16 protein-coding genes are annotated in these 16,476 nt (G+C 60.3%); 7 read left to right on the top strand and 9 right to left on the bottom strand.

Annotation, left to right across the window (positions count from 1 at the left end):
* Nucleotides 1–2 precede the first annotated feature (2 nt).
* Nucleotides 3–701: a DevA family ABC transporter ATP-binding protein gene (locus GLL_RS07415; RefSeq protein ID WP_011141426.1), complete on the top strand. Its 699-nt coding sequence runs from the start codon at nt 3–5 to the stop codon at nt 699–701.
* A 255-nt stretch (nt 702–956) separates the two neighbouring features.
* On the opposite strand, the gene GLL_RS07410 is transcribed toward GLL_RS07415, so the two are convergent.
* From GLL_RS07410 to GLL_RS07390, 5 genes are all read right to left on the bottom strand, one after another.
* Complete coding sequence (locus GLL_RS07410; protein WP_164928778.1) at nt 957–1,400, bottom strand: HEPN domain-containing protein; 444 nt, start codon at nt 1,398–1,400, stop codon at nt 957–959.
* Nucleotides 1,397–1,759, bottom strand: coding sequence for a nucleotidyltransferase family protein (locus tag GLL_RS07405; RefSeq protein ID WP_011141424.1), 363 nt, complete (start codon nt 1,757–1,759; stop codon nt 1,397–1,399). The genes GLL_RS07410 and GLL_RS07405 overlap by 4 nt, the downstream gene beginning before the upstream one ends.
* A 678-nt stretch (nt 1,760–2,437) precedes the next feature.
* On the bottom strand, nt 2,438–3,403 hold the full coding sequence (locus GLL_RS07400; RefSeq protein WP_011141423.1) for an SDR family NAD(P)-dependent oxidoreductase: 966 nt from the start codon (nt 3,401–3,403) through the stop codon (nt 2,438–2,440).
* A 19-nt stretch (nt 3,404–3,422) separates the two neighbouring features.
* Nucleotides 3,423–4,301 (bottom strand): alpha/beta fold hydrolase, encoded by an 879-nt coding sequence (locus tag GLL_RS07395; RefSeq protein ID WP_011141422.1) that lies wholly within the window; start codon nt 4,299–4,301, stop codon nt 3,423–3,425.
* A gap of 48 nt (nt 4,302–4,349) precedes the next feature.
* Nucleotides 4,350–5,105, bottom strand: coding sequence for an SDR family NAD(P)-dependent oxidoreductase (locus GLL_RS07390; RefSeq protein WP_164928777.1), 756 nt, complete (start codon nt 5,103–5,105; stop codon nt 4,350–4,352).
* 107 nt (nt 5,106–5,212) lie between these two features.
* Here GLL_RS07390 and GLL_RS07385 point away from each other — a divergent pair, with 107 nt between their 5' ends.
* Nucleotides 5,213–5,821, top strand: a complete 609-nt coding sequence (locus GLL_RS07385) for a TetR/AcrR family transcriptional regulator (RefSeq protein ID WP_011141420.1) — start codon at nt 5,213–5,215, stop codon at nt 5,819–5,821.
* A gap of 832 nt (nt 5,822–6,653) precedes the next feature.
* Here GLL_RS07385 and GLL_RS07380 read toward each other — a convergent pair.
* From GLL_RS07380 to GLL_RS07370, 3 genes are all read right to left on the bottom strand, one after another.
* Nucleotides 6,654–7,721, bottom strand: a complete 1,068-nt coding sequence (locus GLL_RS07380; RefSeq protein WP_164928776.1) for a hypothetical protein — start codon at nt 7,719–7,721, stop codon at nt 6,654–6,656.
* A 94-nt stretch (nt 7,722–7,815) separates the two neighbouring features.
* Entirely contained in the window at nt 7,816–10,455 is a 2,640-nt protein-coding gene (locus GLL_RS07375) for an ABC transporter permease (RefSeq protein WP_164928775.1), read from the bottom strand.
* Nucleotides 10,456–10,638: 183 nt separating this feature from the next.
* Nucleotides 10,639–11,496, bottom strand: coding sequence for a TetR/AcrR family transcriptional regulator (locus GLL_RS07370; RefSeq protein WP_164928774.1), 858 nt, complete (start codon nt 11,494–11,496; stop codon nt 10,639–10,641).
* Between the two features lie 41 nt (nt 11,497–11,537).
* On the opposite strand from GLL_RS07370, the gene GLL_RS07365 reads away from it, so the two are divergent.
* Complete coding sequence (locus tag GLL_RS07365) at nt 11,538–12,215, top strand: Coq4 family protein (protein WP_011141416.1); 678 nt, start codon at nt 11,538–11,540, stop codon at nt 12,213–12,215.
* A gap of 26 nt (nt 12,216–12,241) precedes the next feature.
* On the opposite strand, the gene GLL_RS07360 is transcribed toward GLL_RS07365, so the two are convergent.
* Nucleotides 12,242–12,487, bottom strand: coding sequence for a hypothetical protein (locus GLL_RS07360; protein WP_011141415.1), 246 nt, complete (start codon nt 12,485–12,487; stop codon nt 12,242–12,244).
* A gap of 347 nt (nt 12,488–12,834) precedes the next feature.
* Between GLL_RS07360 and GLL_RS07355 the strand changes: the two genes are divergently transcribed.
* The 4 genes from GLL_RS07355 to GLL_RS07340 all read left to right on the top strand — a co-directional run bounded on the left by GLL_RS07355 (nt 12,835) and on the right by GLL_RS07340 (nt 16,467).
* Nucleotides 12,835–13,584 carry a Uma2 family endonuclease gene (locus GLL_RS07355; RefSeq protein WP_164929621.1) on the top strand — a complete coding sequence of 250 codons (750 nt, stop codon included), beginning with the start codon at nt 12,835–12,837 and terminating at the stop codon, nt 13,582–13,584.
* Nucleotides 13,578–13,730: a hypothetical protein gene (locus GLL_RS07350; protein WP_164928772.1), complete on the top strand. Its 153-nt coding sequence runs from the start codon at nt 13,578–13,580 to the stop codon at nt 13,728–13,730. Before GLL_RS07355 ends, GLL_RS07350 begins: the two co-directional genes overlap by 7 nt.
* Nucleotides 13,731–13,844: 114 nt before the next feature.
* On the top strand, nt 13,845–14,267 hold the full coding sequence (locus GLL_RS07345; RefSeq protein ID WP_164928771.1) for a GPW/gp25 family protein: 423 nt from the start codon (nt 13,845–13,847) through the stop codon (nt 14,265–14,267).
* Nucleotides 14,268–14,271: 4 nt separating this feature from the next.
* Complete coding sequence (locus GLL_RS07340; protein WP_011141412.1) at nt 14,272–16,467, top strand: putative baseplate assembly protein; 2,196 nt, start codon at nt 14,272–14,274, stop codon at nt 16,465–16,467.
* The last annotated feature ends 9 nt before the right edge of the window (nt 16,468–16,476 follow it).

The raw sequence follows: 16,476 nt of genomic DNA, 5'->3' as shown, positions 1-16,476 counted from the left end.
CCATGTCCCAGACGCCTGTGATTGCCATCCGCCGGCTCGACCACACCTTCGGCCACGGCGCCCTCGAACGCCGGGTACTCTCGGACATCGATCTCACCATCGCCGGGGGGGAGCTGGTGATCCTCACCGGCCCTTCCGGTTCCGGCAAAACGACGCTGCTCACGCTGATTGGCGCGCTGCGCTCCCCCCAGAGCGGCAGCCTTCAAGTACTCGGCCAGGAGCTGTGCGGAGCGGACGAAGCAGCTCTGGTGGCCATCCGCCGCAACATCGGCTATATCTTCCAGTCCCACAATTTGCTCGGCTTTCTAACTGCCCGCCAGAACGTGCAGATGGCGGCGGAGCTGAGCGCTGCGAGTCCTGCCGAGGCGCGCTCCCTCTCCGAAGCGATGCTGGTGGCGGTGGGTCTGGGCGATCGGCTCGATTACTACCCGGAGAATCTTTCCGGCGGTCAGAAGCAGCGCGTCGCCATCGCCCGCGCCCTGGTGAACCGACCTTCCCTGGTATTGGCCGACGAACCGACCGCCGCCCTCGACAGCAAATCCGGCCGCGAGGTAGTGGAGTTGATGCAGCAGTTGGCCGCCGATCAAGGCTGCGCCATCTTGATGGTCACCCACGACAGCCGCATCCTCGATGTCGCCACCCGCACCGTACACATGGAAGACGGACGGCTGGTGCAGAGTGAAACCGCCGTGCGCGCTTGAACAATGCCCCACGAATGCTCTTTGAAGGGGCATCGGCTTCGCAGTCATGGCTTTCATTGCCCTCGCTCGCTGAGAAGTACTACAATTTGTACAACCAAGAACGTGGTAGCAGTTGCAATGGAAGTGCACTCCCCTCAGACCGAGTGGCAATCTTTGGAAAGCAGGCCCCATCCGCAGAAGCGGTAATTGTATGTCAAAGGGAAGCGACTGCCTGCTGCTGTTGCATACTACCCAATGGTCGATCGACCTGCGATATCAACGTTCAACATCCGGCCCGTTGGAGCGTTCCTTCCCGCCGCCTGGCTCGCTTTGTCGGGCGTATTCAGTGATTTGCCTCGGGGTGCGCTCCACCCACCGCCCGGCGGTCTCCAGCAACCGTTCTGCTATGTGCGCGTCGATCTCTGCCTGAGGGGTGCCGTAGTCGGCCGCATTGCGCCTGCGTTCCGCCAAGATCAGCTCGTCGCGCTCTTCGATACTCGCGATGCCGGCCATGACACAACGGCGGCCGAACTCCGAGATTGTGCCCGCATGGCTTTTGGGACGAGCACCCAGTTGCAGCAGCATCGCCGAAGCGCAGTAAAACATCGCGTAGTAGGAGCGCGAGGCGCTGTCGTTGAACAAGCCGGCCTCCAGCAGCAGACGCGCCGCAGCGACCGCTTCGCCCGCCCGCGCCAGCAGCCGAGTTTGTTCGGGGCTCAAAATTCGATCCCCTCCTCACGCACGTTCTCGACAAGGCTCCACCCGCCCGTGTCGTATAACAATTTCCCGACGGCCAACAGCCCGACGAGCTTACCATGCTCGCTTAGTAGCCGCCCCACCAGCGCACCGGTGCGCTCGATCTCCAACATCGGATCGACCGGATCTGTCAGCACCGTGAGCACGTCCACATCCGATTCGGAACCAGCGGCACCTCGCGCGTAGGAGCCGAACAGGACCGACCGCACCAGACGCGGACCGTACAGTATTTCGAGTTCCGAACGCAAATCGGCGAGTAGCCGTCCGAGCTGCTTGCTACTCAAAGGTTCAACCGCAAAATCCGCCGTAAAGGGGCCTGCCATGCCCACGATCCTACCCTGCAGCAACAAACGCGAACACCGGTACCGTGGCCAAACACATGAGCAACATCGCTGATGTCGCCACCCGCACCGCGCACATGGAGGACGGCCGACTGGTGCAGAGTGAAACCGCCGTGCGCGCTTGAACAATGCCCCACGAATGCTCTTTAAAAGGGCATCGGCTTCGCAGTCATGGCTTTCATTGCCCTCGCTCGCTGATGAAGCCCACATTCCGCATGTGTATTTATACTCAGTCAAAAATTCTCCGGGGGTGGAGCGGCAGTTGTAGGAATTTGTGAGAAACCTTGAAAGCTTTGCAGGGCAAGAACTTTGGCCTTCAATGCCCGAATGGGTGCTTCAGGCCGAGGCAGGGGAGTGAGCGTCAAGCAGTGCTCAAATTGCCCAAAACGACAGAAATTGAGGGGATTCGGCTTGCTTTCTGATGTTTCAGACTGGATCTTGACGTGAACTACTCAATTCATTGAAAATCCAGGCTCCCTACGCAGAGGCTGTTTCGATAATTCATTGAGAAATTAGATTAACCTGCGGAAAGTGGGTTGACCAACAGTAGCGTAAGGCATTGCAATCTCCTATGAATACCGCATTGGATTCTTGTCTGATTTAACCGAATTGTAATGAATTCTAATGCTCGGTTTCTTTCAGATTCTTGCGCGATAACCTTCAAGACGCAGCGCTGATCAATTCCTCGCTTTTCGCCCACAGTTGCTTAGCCCTGTTAGCGTCGAGCGCATACGACCTGACGCCGTCGGCAAACGGGTTGGGCGTATCATCGATCGGCACGACCGCACAATCCTCAAGATAATGTCCACCGATCTCGTCTTTATTCGCCACGACTGCTGCCCAGACCGATGTCGCGGCTGCCTGCGAAATTTCTTTCAACTCTTTCGGCGGCAGACCCGCTTCCGTGCGCGCTGCGTCAACAGTCTGCAAAAGTCCCTGCAAGTCCTCTGGCGAGAGATGGCGGGGTAGATCCGTCAGACTGTTTCCGGGCATCACCGAAGCAGCCCGAATGCCGCGATCGCGATACCGCCTGTCAAACTCCACAGCGAATAGTGAATTGGCGGTTTTCGATCGGCTATAAGCGACCCATGGATCGTATGCCTGCTGCTCGAAATTCGGATCGTCCAAGTCGATATCGGCACCGCGATGCGCGAGCGATGATAGGACCACCAGCCGTCCATCATTGGCGAGCAGCGGCTCGATCTGATTGATCAGGGCAAAATGGCCAAGATGGTTCGTCCCGAACTGGACTTCAAAGCCGTCGATCGTCCGACCGAACGGAGTTGCCATAACACCAGCGTTAGCGATGATGGCATCGAACGGTTGACCGTCAGCCAACAGTTTATCCGCACAGGCGCGAACGCTTTGCAAGGATGCCAGATCGAGATTGATCAACTCCAAGCTGCCGCCCTGCGACGCGGCATCACGAACCGATGCAGTGGCTGGCTCAGCTTTAGCGAGGTTTCTGACCGCGCCGACGACGCTAGCGCCGTGAGAGACCAGTGAGCGGGCGGTTTCAAGCCCAATGCCCGACGATGCACCCGTAATCAGAAATCGCTTTCCCTTGAGTTCAATGCCGGAAAGCACTTCGTCGGTTGTTGTCTTGGGTCCATATTTTTGGGTCATGACTTCATCCTTTACTGAGTTAGATTTTCACTGTGGTGGAACCGATCGCGCTATCGAGGAACGTGCGGATCAAAATTGCCACCTCCTCCGCATGTGTCTCCAGCGCGAAATGTCCGGCATCGAGCAGATGAATCTTTGCATCCGGGAGATCTCGCTGATAAGCGGCGGCACCAGCGGGCAGAAACGCCGGATCATGACGGCCCCAAACGGCGAGAAGCGGCGGACGGTGCTCGCGAAAGTAGGACTGGAAGACCGGATAGAGCGCGACGTTGCTGCGGTAGTCGAGGATTAGGTCGAGCTGGATCTCCTCCGCGCCCGGTCGCCCCATGTAGGCGATGTCAAGTTCGTAGCCGTCGGGCGACAAAAGGTTTGGATCGGCTCCGGTACCATACTGCCAGTTCCGGATTATGTCCGGCGCGAGCGAGGGTCGGCAGGCTTCCCGGTTCGCTGCGCTCGGTTCGCGCCAATAGGACTCCCACGTGCCCCATTCGTCACTGAAACCCTCAATGTAGGCGTTGCCGTTCTGCGAGACGATCGCAGATATCCGTTCAGAATGGCGCATCGCCAGACGCAGTCCTATCGGCGCACCGTAGTCGAAGATGTAGAGCACGTATTGATCGAGCGACAAAGCATCGACGAAGCCCTCGATCACGTCGGCAAGGCGGTCGAACGTGTAGTCGAACGTCCCGCGCGGCGGTGCCTTGGTCTGTCCGAAACCAGGCAGATCCGGCGCGACGAGCCGAAAGCGATCGGCAAGGAGAGGGATCAGGTCGCGGAACATGTGGCTAGCGGTTGGAAAGCCGTGCAACAGCAGTATCACTGGCGCATCGCTTGACCCAGCCTCGCGGTAGAACACTTCGACATCGCCGACCTGTCGAAACCCGTAGCGTATTTTCATATCTTTTCCTTTGATTGCACGTGTAAAAGTTTTGAGCTGCTTCGGCGCTCAGATTTGGAATCCGCCGGACACATCCACTACGCCGCCGCTGATGTAGCCAGCGTCTGAACCTGCAAGGAAGCAAACGGTCGCCGCCACCTCCTCCAAGGTTGCGATCCGGCGGATTGCGTGAAGATCCATGATCGCTTCCGGCAGTTTGTCGGCTACGGCTGCCGCCATGTCCGTCGGCATGATGCCTGGCTGCACGACGTTTACGGTGATGTTGCGCGGACCAAGATCACGCTGGACACCTTTCGCATACCCTACGATCGCCGCCTTAGTGCCCGCGTAGTCCGCCACGCCTGGGAATGGGACACGGCTGCCAAGGCCAGAACCGATGAAAATGATCCGCCCACAGTCCGAGAGTTTCTGTGCTGCGGCTCGCGTTGTTGCAACAGCACCGAGCACATTGATGTACCACTGACGGTCGTATTCATCGGCATTGAGTTCAGGATCGTCAACCTTCTTGCCCTGAACCACGATCGCCGCATTGTTCACGAGGATGTGGAGCTTACCGAAATGTGAGACGACGGCATCGATCAAGGACTTAGCGGAAGACGGGTCGGACTGGTCGCTCTTGATCGCGATGGCGCGCACGCCTGTCTTTTTCAACTCCTGAACGACCGCCTCCGCTTTTTCTGCTGACACGACATAGCTGATTGCAACGTCAGCACCTTGGGCGGCTAGTGCTGAGGCGATCGCCGCTCCTAGACCGCGAGAACCACCCGTAACCAGTGCAACTTTGCCTGCCAGTGTTGTCGTCATGATGGACTCCTTTGGGTGTGTCACTGCCAAATCAGTATTTATTTACCGATTGGTACAGATTAGCGCAGGACTTCTCAAGCTGTCAAGGAAGTTTTATACTGAACGGTATGGAAACGAGAAAGTCTCAGGGTGTGCAGGGTCGTCCTCGCGCTTTTAATATCGACACAGCTTTAGATCAGGCTTTGCTGCTGTTCTGGCGCAAGGGCTATTTGGGGACATCGCTCACCGATCTGACTGAGGCGATGGGTATTAACCGTCCCAGCCTTTACGCCGCCTTTGGCAACAAGGAGACTTTATTCCGCAAGGCACTCGACCGCTATCGCGATCAGCACAACTATCGGGATGCCCTTGAGGAACCAACGGCTCGGAGAGTGATCGAGCGGATGATGCAGGGCGTTGTGGATTTAGTGACCAATCCAGGCAATCCGTCTAGATGTCTGGTTACACAGAGTCTGCTCGCCTGTGCAGAGCCAGAGGATCCGCTTCATCAAGAATTGGCAGAACGCCGAGCGGCAGGCGAGATTGCTATCCGCGCTCGCTTCGAGCGGGCGTTATCTGAGGGGGACTTGCCGCCTGATGCTGACCCTGCTGCCCTTGCCCGCTTTGTACTCACGGTCAACGCTGGACTGTCCGTGCAAGCAGCAGGTGGAGCCAGTCGCACGGAACTCCTACAAGTTGTTCAGACGGCATTGCAAGCCTGCCCAATATTAGATTAGGTAAATAACGCGATGTGCAACTAATCCTTGAAAGGAAAATCCCACAGACGATACTAGAAACCCACTTTCCGCCCTTTAAGTGTCACACCAAACTATTAAGCTCAAAACTCTTTCACAGCAAGCGTTTCAAGATATTTAGTTCAGACGAACTATGCGTTCTTCACTCTCAATAAGCTGGTACAGTTGCGAATCGCACAGGGTACGATTGCTGTAAACTCGATTGCTTCGTCGTTAATTCTCAATGTGCCAGTTGGAAGTGCGGAATGTAGGATCTATCCCACTTTCCGCAGGTTAATCTAATTTCTCAATGAATTATCGAAACAGCCTCTGCGTAGGGATCCTGGATTTTCAATGAATTGAGTAGTTCACGTCAAGATCCAGTCTGAAACATCAGAAAGCAAGCCGAATCCCCTCAATTTCTGTCGTTTTGGGCAATTTGAGCACTGCTTGACGCTCACTCCCCTGCCTCGGCCTGAAGCACCCATTCGGGCATTGAAGGCCAAAGTTCTTGCCCTGCAAAGCTTTCAAGGTTTCTCACAAATTCCTACAACTGCCGCTCCACCCCCGGAGAATTTTTGACTGAGTATAAATACACATGCGGAATGTGGGATCTATACTGACGCCAATAGAAATAAGCGGATGATTTACGTTGATATAGCTGTCGCCTAGATCCTTAGGACACATGGATCAAGTGCCTATGAACTCGGACATGGTCAAAAAGTCCTAGCCTAAGTGGCGACAGCTATATCGTTCAATCGATAACCAACCTGGAAAGCTGCAAGCTGCCGCTTCAGAGACAATTTATCGCCCTCAACTTTTTCCAGTGGTCGGATTAAGAAGGAGTGCTTCGCCCGTTATCCATTGTCGGCTTCGGTGGCAAGGCGTCAACGATGCCCGCGATAGCCCCGTCGAAATCAGCCTGCCCGTCGATGTAGGGCTGCCAGTGGAGGGCGAGTGCTTGTCGGTACGGCAACCAACCGGCCCGTCCGTACACCCCGTTGGCATCGGCGTACTGAACGTACCCTTCGATGCCGCGTCTGGCTAGAGCCTGCCGAACCGCCTCCCCAGTCGTGTAGAAGAGCAGGACATGCCAAAGGTCCTCTGGCACCGCCCGCCCCCGCTTTTGGCAGGAGCGAGTGATCGCTGTCTCCACCGGGGCGATCATGGCGTGGCTGGTTTCGTGAAAGAGGATCTCAAGACCCAACCAGTCCCGCTTGCGTGGGTCGGTGTTCTGGTAGACGGTGAAAGTCGGGTCCAAGGAGGTGTACGCGCCCCCGAACCCTGCGTAGGGAGCCATTTCGACCCGCAGTCTTCCCTTCGATGGCCAGGGGGAGCGATACAGAGCGGCCAGCTGTCCGGTGAGGGCGAGACCCAGCTCCTGCACCCGCCGCGCGAGATCGTCGGCCTTCTGGCGGTTGTTCCGGTCGTGCTCGGGCCACCAATGCTTCCGATAGACCGGCGCCGCCAGCTGGAGGGCTCGCCGCAGGTCATCCGGCAGACTGGCCCCCACCAGGGAGAGGCTCGCTTCCCGCTCGGCCAGGCGCAGTTTGATCCGGGTCATCCCGTCGTCGAACAGCAGATCCCGACGAACCCAGACTCGCTCGTAGGCTTCCAGGGCATCGTTCCAGATCCGCCTCGGCGCAGCGGGCAGGGTATCGATCTGCGAGAGCAGGGCGTCCAGCCGGGCCTTCACCTGGGTTGGCAAGCCGCCGCCGGCCCGCGCCCGCCGCGCCTCTGCCTGCTCGTACAACAAGTGATGCAGGTTCATCCAGAGACCGCTGTGGAACTCGTACAATAACTGCCGGCGATTCGCATCGAGTAAAACCTCGGATGCGTACAGCGGCAGCACTTGCACAACAACAGGGATAGGCAGAAGGGAAAGCAAGCTACGACGACGCATATCTGGGAAATATCGTTTTGAACAGTTCCAGATTAGACGTGCATTACCACTCGGACAAACAGGCGGGTTGAGCCGGCAGCCGGATTGCGGCGCTTCACTCATAGCGCAAAGCGACCATCGGATCGACGCGGGTGGCGCGGCGGGCGGGCACGTAACTGGCCAGCAGCGCCACCGACGCGAGCAAGGCGGCTACCGCCAGGAAGGTGAGTGGGTCGATGGCCTCGACGCCGAAGAGCAGACTCGACAGGAGCCGGGCAAGGGCGAAGGTGACCGCGAGGCCGAGACCGACTCCCAAAAGGGCCAGTCCCATGCCCTGGCCCACGACCATCTGCAGGATGTCGCGGGGCCGGGCGCCCAGGGCGAGCCGCACGCCGATTTCGTGGGTGCGCTGGGTGACCGAGTAGGCCATCACCCCGTAGAGGCCCACGGCGGCGAGCACCAGGGCAGCCGCAGCGAAGGCGCCCAGAAGCACCGTGTTGAAGCGCGGTTGGGCGGTGGAATCCGCCAGATATTGTTCGGCGCTCTGGATGGTCCCGACCGGTTGGGCCGGGTCGATTTCAGCTACCACCCGGCGCAGCGAATCGCCCAGGGCGGCCGGCTCGCCTGCCGTGCGCGCTACCACGGTCATGAAGGGCAAAGGGGCCTGCTGGTAGGGCGCGTAGATGTCGGCGCGCGATTCGCTTGCAAGATCGTCGTGGTGCACATCGCCCACGATGCCGATGATTTCGCAGTCACCTTCGCCTCTGGAAATATCAAGACGTAGGTGTTTGCCGATCGGATCTTCGTTCTTGAAGAAGCGTCGGGCGGTGGCCTGGCTGATCAGGGCGACTTTTGGGGCTTTTGCGTTGTCGGCGTCGGTAAAGGCCCGGCCCCGGATGAGCGGGATGCCCATCGTTCGAAAATAGGCCGGATCGACGCTGTTGTAACCCGCCGCATTGCCCTGGCCGGGAGGCTTGGGGGGCTGCTCGCGCACGGTGAAGCCGATCACCATGCTGGAGCCGCTCATCGGCAGGGTGCTGACCGCACTTGCGGAAGTGACCCCCGGCAGGGTGCGCACCCGCTCAACGAGCCGTTCGAAAAAAGCTGCCTGCGTCTGGGGTTTGGCGTAGTTGGCCTCCGGGAGCATGACGGGGGCGGAGATCAGGTTTTTGGGGTTAAAGCCCGGATCAACTCCCTGCAACAGCAGATAGCTCCTGGCCAATAGCCCCGCGCAACTGAGCAGCACCAGCGCCAGTGCCACCTCGGAAATGACCAGGCCGCTGCGCACCCGGTTGCGGGCCGCTCCGGCGGTGGAGCCCCGGCCGCCGTCTTTGAGGTTATCGGCAAGATCAATCTGGGAAATCTGGAGGGCGGGAGCGACGCTGAAGACGGTGCCGGTGACCAGCACGATGGCTGCAGTAAAGGCGAGCACCGTCCCGTCCAGGCGGATTTCGGCGAGGCGCGGCAGCGAGCCGGGATTGAGAGCCACCAGCAACTGCACCGCTCCCCAGGCGAAACCGAGACCCAGAGCGCCTCCCAGCACCGTAAGCAAAATATTCTCGGTAAGCAGCTGGCGGAACAATCGGGAGCGGCTCGCCCCCAGGGCCGTGCGGATGGCAATCTCACGCTGACGGACCGCCGCGCGCACCAGCAGCAAGTTGGCAACGTTCGCGCAGCAGATGAGCAGCACACAGCCCACCGCCCCGAGCAGCACCAACAGCGCCGGGCGGATCTCCCCTACCAGTTGCTCGTAGTAAGGCACCACCCGGATGCCGAAGCCGGTGTTCTCCTCCGGGTGCTGCCGGGCCAGTTGCGCGGCGATGGCGTCCATCTCCGATTGCGCTTGTGCTACTGATATGCCCGGCTTCAGGCGGCCGACAACGGTATGGGCAAAGGCACCGCGGTTTTCCTCGCGCTTCGGCGGGTTGATCGACGAGGGAATCCAGATGTCCACCGGCCGGGCGACCGTGTTGGTAAATTCGAAATTGTTAGGTACAACTCCTACGACCGTGTGGTTTTTGCCGTCGAGTTTCATCTGCTTGCCCAATACCGCCGGGCTCGCATCGAAGCGGCGCCGCCAGTAGCTCTCGCTCAGAATGACCACCTGGTTTTTGCCTTCAATCTCCTCATCCTGGGTGAAGGGCCGACCGATGAGCGGCTGGATTCCCGCCAGTTCCAGCAGAGCCGGCGAGACCAGGGCAGCACTCAGCCGCTCCGGCACCCGGTCGCTCACGTAATTTTGCGGGTAGCTGCGCAGCAGCGATAGATGCGAGAAGACCCGGTTGCGCTCGCGCCAGTCGACAAAGTTGGCCACCGAGGTGCGTACTTTTTCATCGTTCTCGCGCTGATTCGTCTGCCAGAGCATCACCACCTGCTCAGGCTCAGGAAAAGACAGGGGCCTGAGGAGCACGCCGTTGACGACGCTGAACATGGCGCTGGTGGCGCCGATGCCGAGGGCGAGCACGAAGATGGCCACCAGTGAAAAACCGGCGCTTTTGAGAAGCATGCGGGCGCCGTAGCGCAGATCCTGCCAGAAGATGGCCAGGTGTTCGGCAAAGGCCGTGCTCGAGAGATCCGTCATCGTTTCCCACCAGAGTCGAAGAACACCTCGACGGCCGTACGCCACACTTTCTTCGTGCAGGTTGTCAAGGAAAACCTGCACCAGCTCCTCGCCGTACTCGGTACGAAACTCCGTCGGGTAGGCCAGCAGCAGCCACCGGTAAAGGCGCTCAGACAAGGCAGCAGGCTGGGGCATCGTCAGTTTCTGTCGAGGGGCGTTGCGGCAGGCTGCCGGTCGGCCTGGCTGCAAGCCCCCGCCTGTGGCCCGCAGCCAGGGCGAGAGTCGCCTAAGCACAACATTGATTTATCCACTATGGATGTATCTGATGTGGATAAAATAGCGCTGTCCCGTCGGTCTGTCAAGGGCGATGACCAGGGGCTAGGGCGGGCCGAAAAGACGCACCAGCCACCCCCGGAACTCGGCAAGGGCTGCTTCGGGTTCGACGCGCCGCTCGAGGGTCATCGCGATTCCCAGACCTTCGATGGCGGCACGCAACAGAAAAGCCGTCGCCACAAAGTCAATATCCGCGGCGATCTGGCCCCGTTGCTTGCCGCTGAGCAACAAATCGACGATGCCGTCGTTCACCTCCTCGTCGTAGCGGCTGACCTGGGCGGCCAGCGTCGGGTTGCGTCCGGCCTCCACCACAATCTCCAGGGCGATGCGGGCGTTGGGGGCGTCGAGTTCGCCCACAAACCGGGCCGCGAACATCGCCAACGCTTCGATGACATCGGTGCGCTGCGCCGCCTCCTGCATCCAACCGACGACCACCTGCTGGTGGGACTGGGCGATCGCAAGCATGATCGCTTCTTTGTTGTGGAAGTACCGGTAGATGCTCCCAGGGCTCAACCGGGCCTCAGCACAGATGTCGTCGGTGGTCGCGGCGTGGAAACCCTTGCGGGCGAAACAGGTGACGGCCGCCTGCAGGATTTGCTCGCGGCGAAGCTCCTTGAACTTTGGATCGACTTTCGGCATGACCCGGAGGGCAGCAGGGGGAGGTGTGTTCAGCGATCGGCCGGCCGGCTGGTGCCCAGTCCGGTACGTCGAAGCCTGTTCATTATCCCAGAGCCCGCGCAGGGCACACGTAGGGCTGTCAAAAAAAGCGAGCGCTCCGTTGTGCAGTTGACGAACCGGCCGCTTGGGCGAAATAATAGTGAGCGAGCGCTCGCTTTTTTGAGTGTGCCTGTCGGGTCTGTCGAAGCCCAACCGCTTGAATACCCGGGTTTTGAAATTCAACAAGTCTTTGGGGGCTATCCATGCAATCGATCAATTCCATACGTATGTCCAAAGAGATATCCCAGCCCGAGCTTCAACGCCGGCTCCATCACCAGCTTTTGATCATCTTGAAGGCGCACTGCGCAATTCTGGCAGGAGACGAAGGGCTGCAACCGGTGGGTGAACTGTCGTCGGCTCTGGTGGAAACCCAGGCGTTCGATCTGGCGGTAGAGCATTTGAAGGGCGATCCGGCCTGCGCCTCGCTCATCGAGCAAAGGCACATGGCTCCCCCCCACGACCTGGAACAGCTGTTGCAATGTCCTCAAGATTCCCTGGGCTACGCCTATGCCTCTAGCATCAAAGCCCAAGGCTTCGATCCGGATTTGTATTCTTACCTTGAGATCGATTCGGACGCCAGTTATGTCGAGGCCCGTCTCGGTCAGACCCATGACATCTGGCACATCGTCACCGGTTTTGATACCTCGCCCGCCGGTGAACTGGGTTTGCAGGCGCTGCATCTGGCCCAGTTTCCTTATCCGCTCGCGACGATGTTGATCGCCACCGGGTTGATGTCCGGCACGCTTCTTGCTCCCGAAGCGCTGCCGGCTCTTCTGGAGGCGCTCTGCCGGGGCTGGAGGATGGGTAGCAATGCGAAATCGCTGTTCGCCCAAAAATGGGAAGCAGCCTGGGAAAAGCCCCTGTCCCAGTGGCGGTCGGACTTGGGTATTCAACCGATCGGGTAGTCCCTGGATTTATCCTTGCGAATCGATCAAAGCCTGCTCCTGCGGGTGAACAGCTCTGCGACAGAAATGGCCAATGATGGAAAGGCTATCGGATAAACAAAATCTTCCAGTTGCAGGACTGTGGTCTTTTCGTAGCCGTGGCTTGATGGACCTAACTCGAGTTCAGGCAGGAGCGCGTACTCCTCCAAATCCCAGGTACAAATCATCGGCGATTTGCCGGCTATCGCCACTGCTTGAGAGGGCAAAATCGCTAAGTAGGGTTTCGTGGTCACCGGACTAACAGTCTTCGCAACCGGAAAATGTATGGTTCAGTTCGTCTTCCATCGCCGAACCCGAGAAAATTTCTTCAATAATCCATACTTGAGCGAAGCGTCTCAAGCAAAGCCGGGGCGCAGAGTGACCTTCATCATCGTACTTTGACCATTTTGAGGCTGTGTGAGCGGGTGAGTGTGTAACGGCTGAAAGCCTGTAGTCGAACCTGACAAAACCACGGCATTTGGAGAGGCACTCAGTCGCGGGCGCCGCAGTGGGTGGATTACTATGGCAGGCAACGGCTCAAACTTACCCATTGGTCCTTTACACTCAAGCAGTGATCTATCCGGAATCGGACGGCAAGCCCATGTCCGACAACACCCGGCAGTTTCGCTGGATCGTCTACATCAAAGAAGGCTTGGAGTGGCTGTTCGCGGACGATCCGAACGTCTTTGTCGCAGGCGATCTGCTGTGGTACCCGGTCGAGGGAGACAATAAGATCCGCCAGGCTCCCGACGCGATGGTCGCCTTCGGCCGCCCTAAAGGGGACCGGGGCAGCTACCGCCAGTGGGAAGAGGACAACATTCCACCCCAGGTGGTCTTCGAGGTCCTTTCGCCCGGCAATACCATTTCGGAGATGACCCGCAAATTCCAGTTCTACCATCGCCACGGCGTCGAAGAGTATTACCTTTATGACCCGGACGAAGGGACATTGGATGGGTTTGTGCGCGAAGAAGGAGCGTTGGTGGGTATCGAGCGGATGGAAGGCTGGGTGAGCCCACGGCTGGGCACGCGCTTCGGAATCACGCCGCAAGGAGATCTGCAGTTGTGGCGGCCGGACGGCACGCCCTTCGAGAGCTACGTGGAAATTGCCGCCCGGGCAGCGCAAGAAAAGCAGCGCGCGGCGCAGGAGAGTTTGCGGGCACAATCGGCCGAGCAACGTGCCGAGCAGGAGAGTTTGCGGGCACAATCGGCCGAGCAACGTGCCGAGCAAGAGAGTTTGCGGGCACAATCGGCCGAGCAACGCGCCGAGCGTCTGGCCGAGCGGTTGCGCCAACTGGGGATCGACCCGGACAATGGCGAACTTTCCAGCCAGACTCCAAGAAAGCCGTGCTGACGGCCTTCAAAGGCCAGGCGATCATTTTTCGCGACCCTGGTAGTGAGGGCTACGCTTTCGAGATGAACCTGTCTGCCTCGGATGCTTTGTTCCCGATGGCCTTTCCCGACCTGGTTGTTTCTCTGTCTGCGCTGTTTCTGCCGTAGGACGCCGCTTCCCTAACCGTTCATCAGGCAAAGCGCCCTCGACCTTTGGCGAATGGTTGCTCACCCCTAGCCATAGCTAGTCTGACGGGGTCTGGAGGGTGTGCCGTGGCGGCGATGGAAGAAGCGTTGAACGACAGGCAGCGGGCATATCTGGGGACGGGTCTCGCCTTTCCGCTCAGGCTCAATCTGCAGGGTGGTATCCAGCTCAGTTCCGCCGCCCAGGATGTCGAGGAGGCCATCTGGATTATCCTGCGCACGGGCATCGGCGAGCGGGTCTACCGCCCGAACTTCGGCTCGCGCCTTGCGGATCTGGCCTTTGCGCCCCTCAACACCTCGACCCTGTTGCGCATCCGCTCCTATGTGCGCGAGGCGCTCGAAATTTGGGAGCCGCGCATTGATCTCACCGAGGTGCGCGCCGATCCCGATCCGGTGGCCGGGCGTATTGATATAGTCATCGACTATCGCCTCAAGGGCAGTCCCGACCCGCGCAGCCTGGTGTACCCCTTTTATTTGAATCCGCAAGCAGCGGCGGAGTAGGCCTGTGGAATTCGATTTTTTGCCCAAGTTGCCCAAGTCCGACCTCGACGATCGCACCTTCGACGATCTGGTGGCCGAGTGTCTGCTGCGCATCCCCCGCTACTGCCCGGAGTGGACCGACTACAACCTGAGCGACCCGGGCATCACGCTCATTGAGCTGTTCGCCTGGCTGACCGACCAGATGCTGCTGCGCTTCAACCAGGTGCCCCGCCGCAACTACGTGGCGTTTCTGGAACTGCTTGGCATCCGTCTGCAGCCCCCGGCCCCGGCGGGAACGGACGTGACGTTTTATCTGACCAACGCCCTGCCGGATGTCTACCGGGTACCGGCCGGCACCGAGGTGGCCACCGAGCGCACCCAGACCCAGGAGGCGATCGTCTTCAGCACCGACCGGCCGCTGTTGGTGGGTAAGCCCAGTCTGCTGCACTTTTTGACCGCCCAGACCACCGACGAAACCCCCCAGGCGCTGCGCGACCGGGTCACGGACCTCTGGACCCGCCAGCCGGGCGGCCAGTGGGGCGGCAGCGAGCAGCCGATATTCGACGAGCAGCCCCAGGCGGGCAATTGTTTTTATCTGGTGGTCGACCCGGAACAGCCCCTCGACGGCAACGTGCTCGCCATCACCCTCAAGGGAGCCGCCGCTACTCCCACCGGCATCAACCCCAACCTGCCCCCGCGTCGCTGGGAAGCCTGGGACGGCCAGCGCTGGCAGCCGGTGCTGTTGCGCGAGGTCGACGACGCTACGCGCGGATTTAGTTTTAGCGAAATGGCCCAGCAGGGCAAAAACCCGCTGCAGGGCGTCGATGTGATTTTGCACCTGCCGCAGCGCTGGCCCCCGGCGCGCTTCACCAGCTATCAGGGCCGCTGGCTGCGCTGCATCTGCCTGCCCGCCGCCCCCAACCAGCCCGCCTACAGCGCTTCGCCGCGCATCGTCGGCCTTGCCGTGCGTTCGATCGGCGGCACCGTCGGGGCGAGCAACAGCACGACGGTGCGCGAGGAGCGCCTCGGCATGAGCGACGGCACCCCGGGTCAGAAATTTCAACTGCAAGGTTCGCCGGTGCTGGCGCGCAGCGCCGCCGAACACGTTCTCGTCTCCCCTCCGAGCGGCCTGCCGCAGATCTGGAAGGAAGTGGCCGACTTTGCCGACTCCGGCCCGGAGGATCTGCACTACACCGTCGATTCGCTCACCGGCACGGTGCAGTTCGGGCCGCTCATCCGCGAACCGGCCCAGCTCCAACACCAGACCGCCATCCGTTCGCGCATCCAGCAGCAGGGGCTCACCCCGCAACTGGCCGCCGTCGCCGAGGCGAACGCCCAGGAAGAGCGGCAGTACGGCGCCATCCCCCCCCGCGGCTCGGTGATCCGCATGGTGGCCTACCGGGTGGGGGGCGGCCGGACGGGCAACGTCCAGGCAGGGACGCTCAAAGTGCTCAAATCGGCCGTTCCCTACATCGCCCGGGTGACCAACCACCAGCCCGCCCGCAACGGTGCGGACGCCGAATCGCTCGATCAGGCCGTGCTGCGCGCCCCGCAGATGCTGCGCACCCGCGACCGGGCGGTGACCGCCGAGGACTTTGAGATTCTCACCGAGCGCGGAGCGGGTGGGGCGGTAGCCCGGGTCAAGTGCCTGCCCACCCCCGAGGGGGCGGCGGGTACCGTGCGGCTGATGGTCGTTCCCCAGGCGAACGTGGATGCGGTCGGGCGCGGGGAGGGCCTCAACCCCGATCGCTTCACCCTCAGGCCCCAGCTGCAGCAGCAGATTCTGGGCTATTTGGAGCAGCGGCGGCTGATGGGGGTGCAGGTGCAACTGGCCGAACCCGAGTACGTCGGGGTGGCGGTGCAGACCGAAGTGGCCCTGGAGCCCGAGTACAACAACCCCCGCGCCCAGCAGGAAATTTTGTTCAACCTGCGCGTGGCGCTCTACCGGTTTCTCAACCCGGTCACCGGCGGTCCGGACAGCAAAGGCTGGCCCTTCGGGAGGCCGGTCTACCCCTCGGATATCGTGGCGCTGTTGCAGCAAACGGCGGGGGTGCGCTATCTGGGGGCGGTGCTGCTCTTTTCGGTGCGCAAGCGCGGCCCGAACTGGACGCGCAAACCCGCCCCCGACCCGGTGGTCGATCCTGGTCCCCTGGGGCTCATCTGTTCGTGGGCCGACAACCGCCTGCGCTCCAGCCACGTCATCAACCTGATTGCCCGCTAGGAGGCGCAC

Origin of the sequence: Gloeobacter violaceus PCC 7421, assembly GCF_000011385.1 — a bacterium.
Lineage (GTDB): Bacteria > Cyanobacteriota > Cyanobacteriia > Gloeobacterales > Gloeobacteraceae > Gloeobacter > Gloeobacter violaceus.
Note: the sequence above shows the minus strand (reverse complement) of the source record. Positions and strands in the feature narration are given on the sequence as shown.

Bases quoted from the DNA above. Each gene is read 5' to 3' on its own strand.
- GLL_RS07380 (WP_164928776.1), bottom strand. From the start codon at position 7,721: ATGCGTCGTCGTAGCTTGCTTTCCCTTCTGCCTATCCCTGTTGTTGTG.
- GLL_RS07395 (WP_011141422.1), bottom strand. From the start codon at position 4,301: ATGAAAATACGCTACGGGTTTCGACAGGTCGGCGATGTCGAAGTGTTC.
- GLL_RS07355 (WP_164929621.1), top strand. From the start codon at position 12,835: ATGTCCGACAACACCCGGCAGTTTCGCTGGATCGTCTACATCAAAGAA.
- GLL_RS07365 (WP_011141416.1), top strand. From the start codon at position 11,538: ATGTCCAAAGAGATATCCCAGCCCGAGCTTCAACGCCGGCTCCATCAC.
- GLL_RS07405 (WP_011141424.1), bottom strand. From the start codon at position 1,759: ATGGCAGGCCCCTTTACGGCGGATTTTGCGGTTGAACCTTTGAGTAGC.
- GLL_RS07385 (WP_011141420.1), top strand. From the start codon at position 5,213: ATGGAAACGAGAAAGTCTCAGGGTGTGCAGGGTCGTCCTCGCGCTTTT.
- GLL_RS07345 (WP_164928771.1), top strand. From the start codon at position 13,845: ATGGAAGAAGCGTTGAACGACAGGCAGCGGGCATATCTGGGGACGGGT.
- GLL_RS07415 (WP_011141426.1), top strand. From the start codon at position 3: ATGTCCCAGACGCCTGTGATTGCCATCCGCCGGCTCGACCACACCTTC.
- GLL_RS07375 (WP_164928775.1), bottom strand. From the start codon at position 10,455: ATGCCCCAGCCTGCTGCCTTGTCTGAGCGCCTTTACCGGTGGCTGCTG.
- GLL_RS07400 (WP_011141423.1), bottom strand. From the start codon at position 3,403: ATGACCCAAAAATATGGACCCAAGACAACAACCGACGAAGTGCTTTCC.
- GLL_RS07390 (WP_164928777.1), bottom strand. From the start codon at position 5,105: ATGACGACAACACTGGCAGGCAAAGTTGCACTGGTTACGGGTGGTTCT.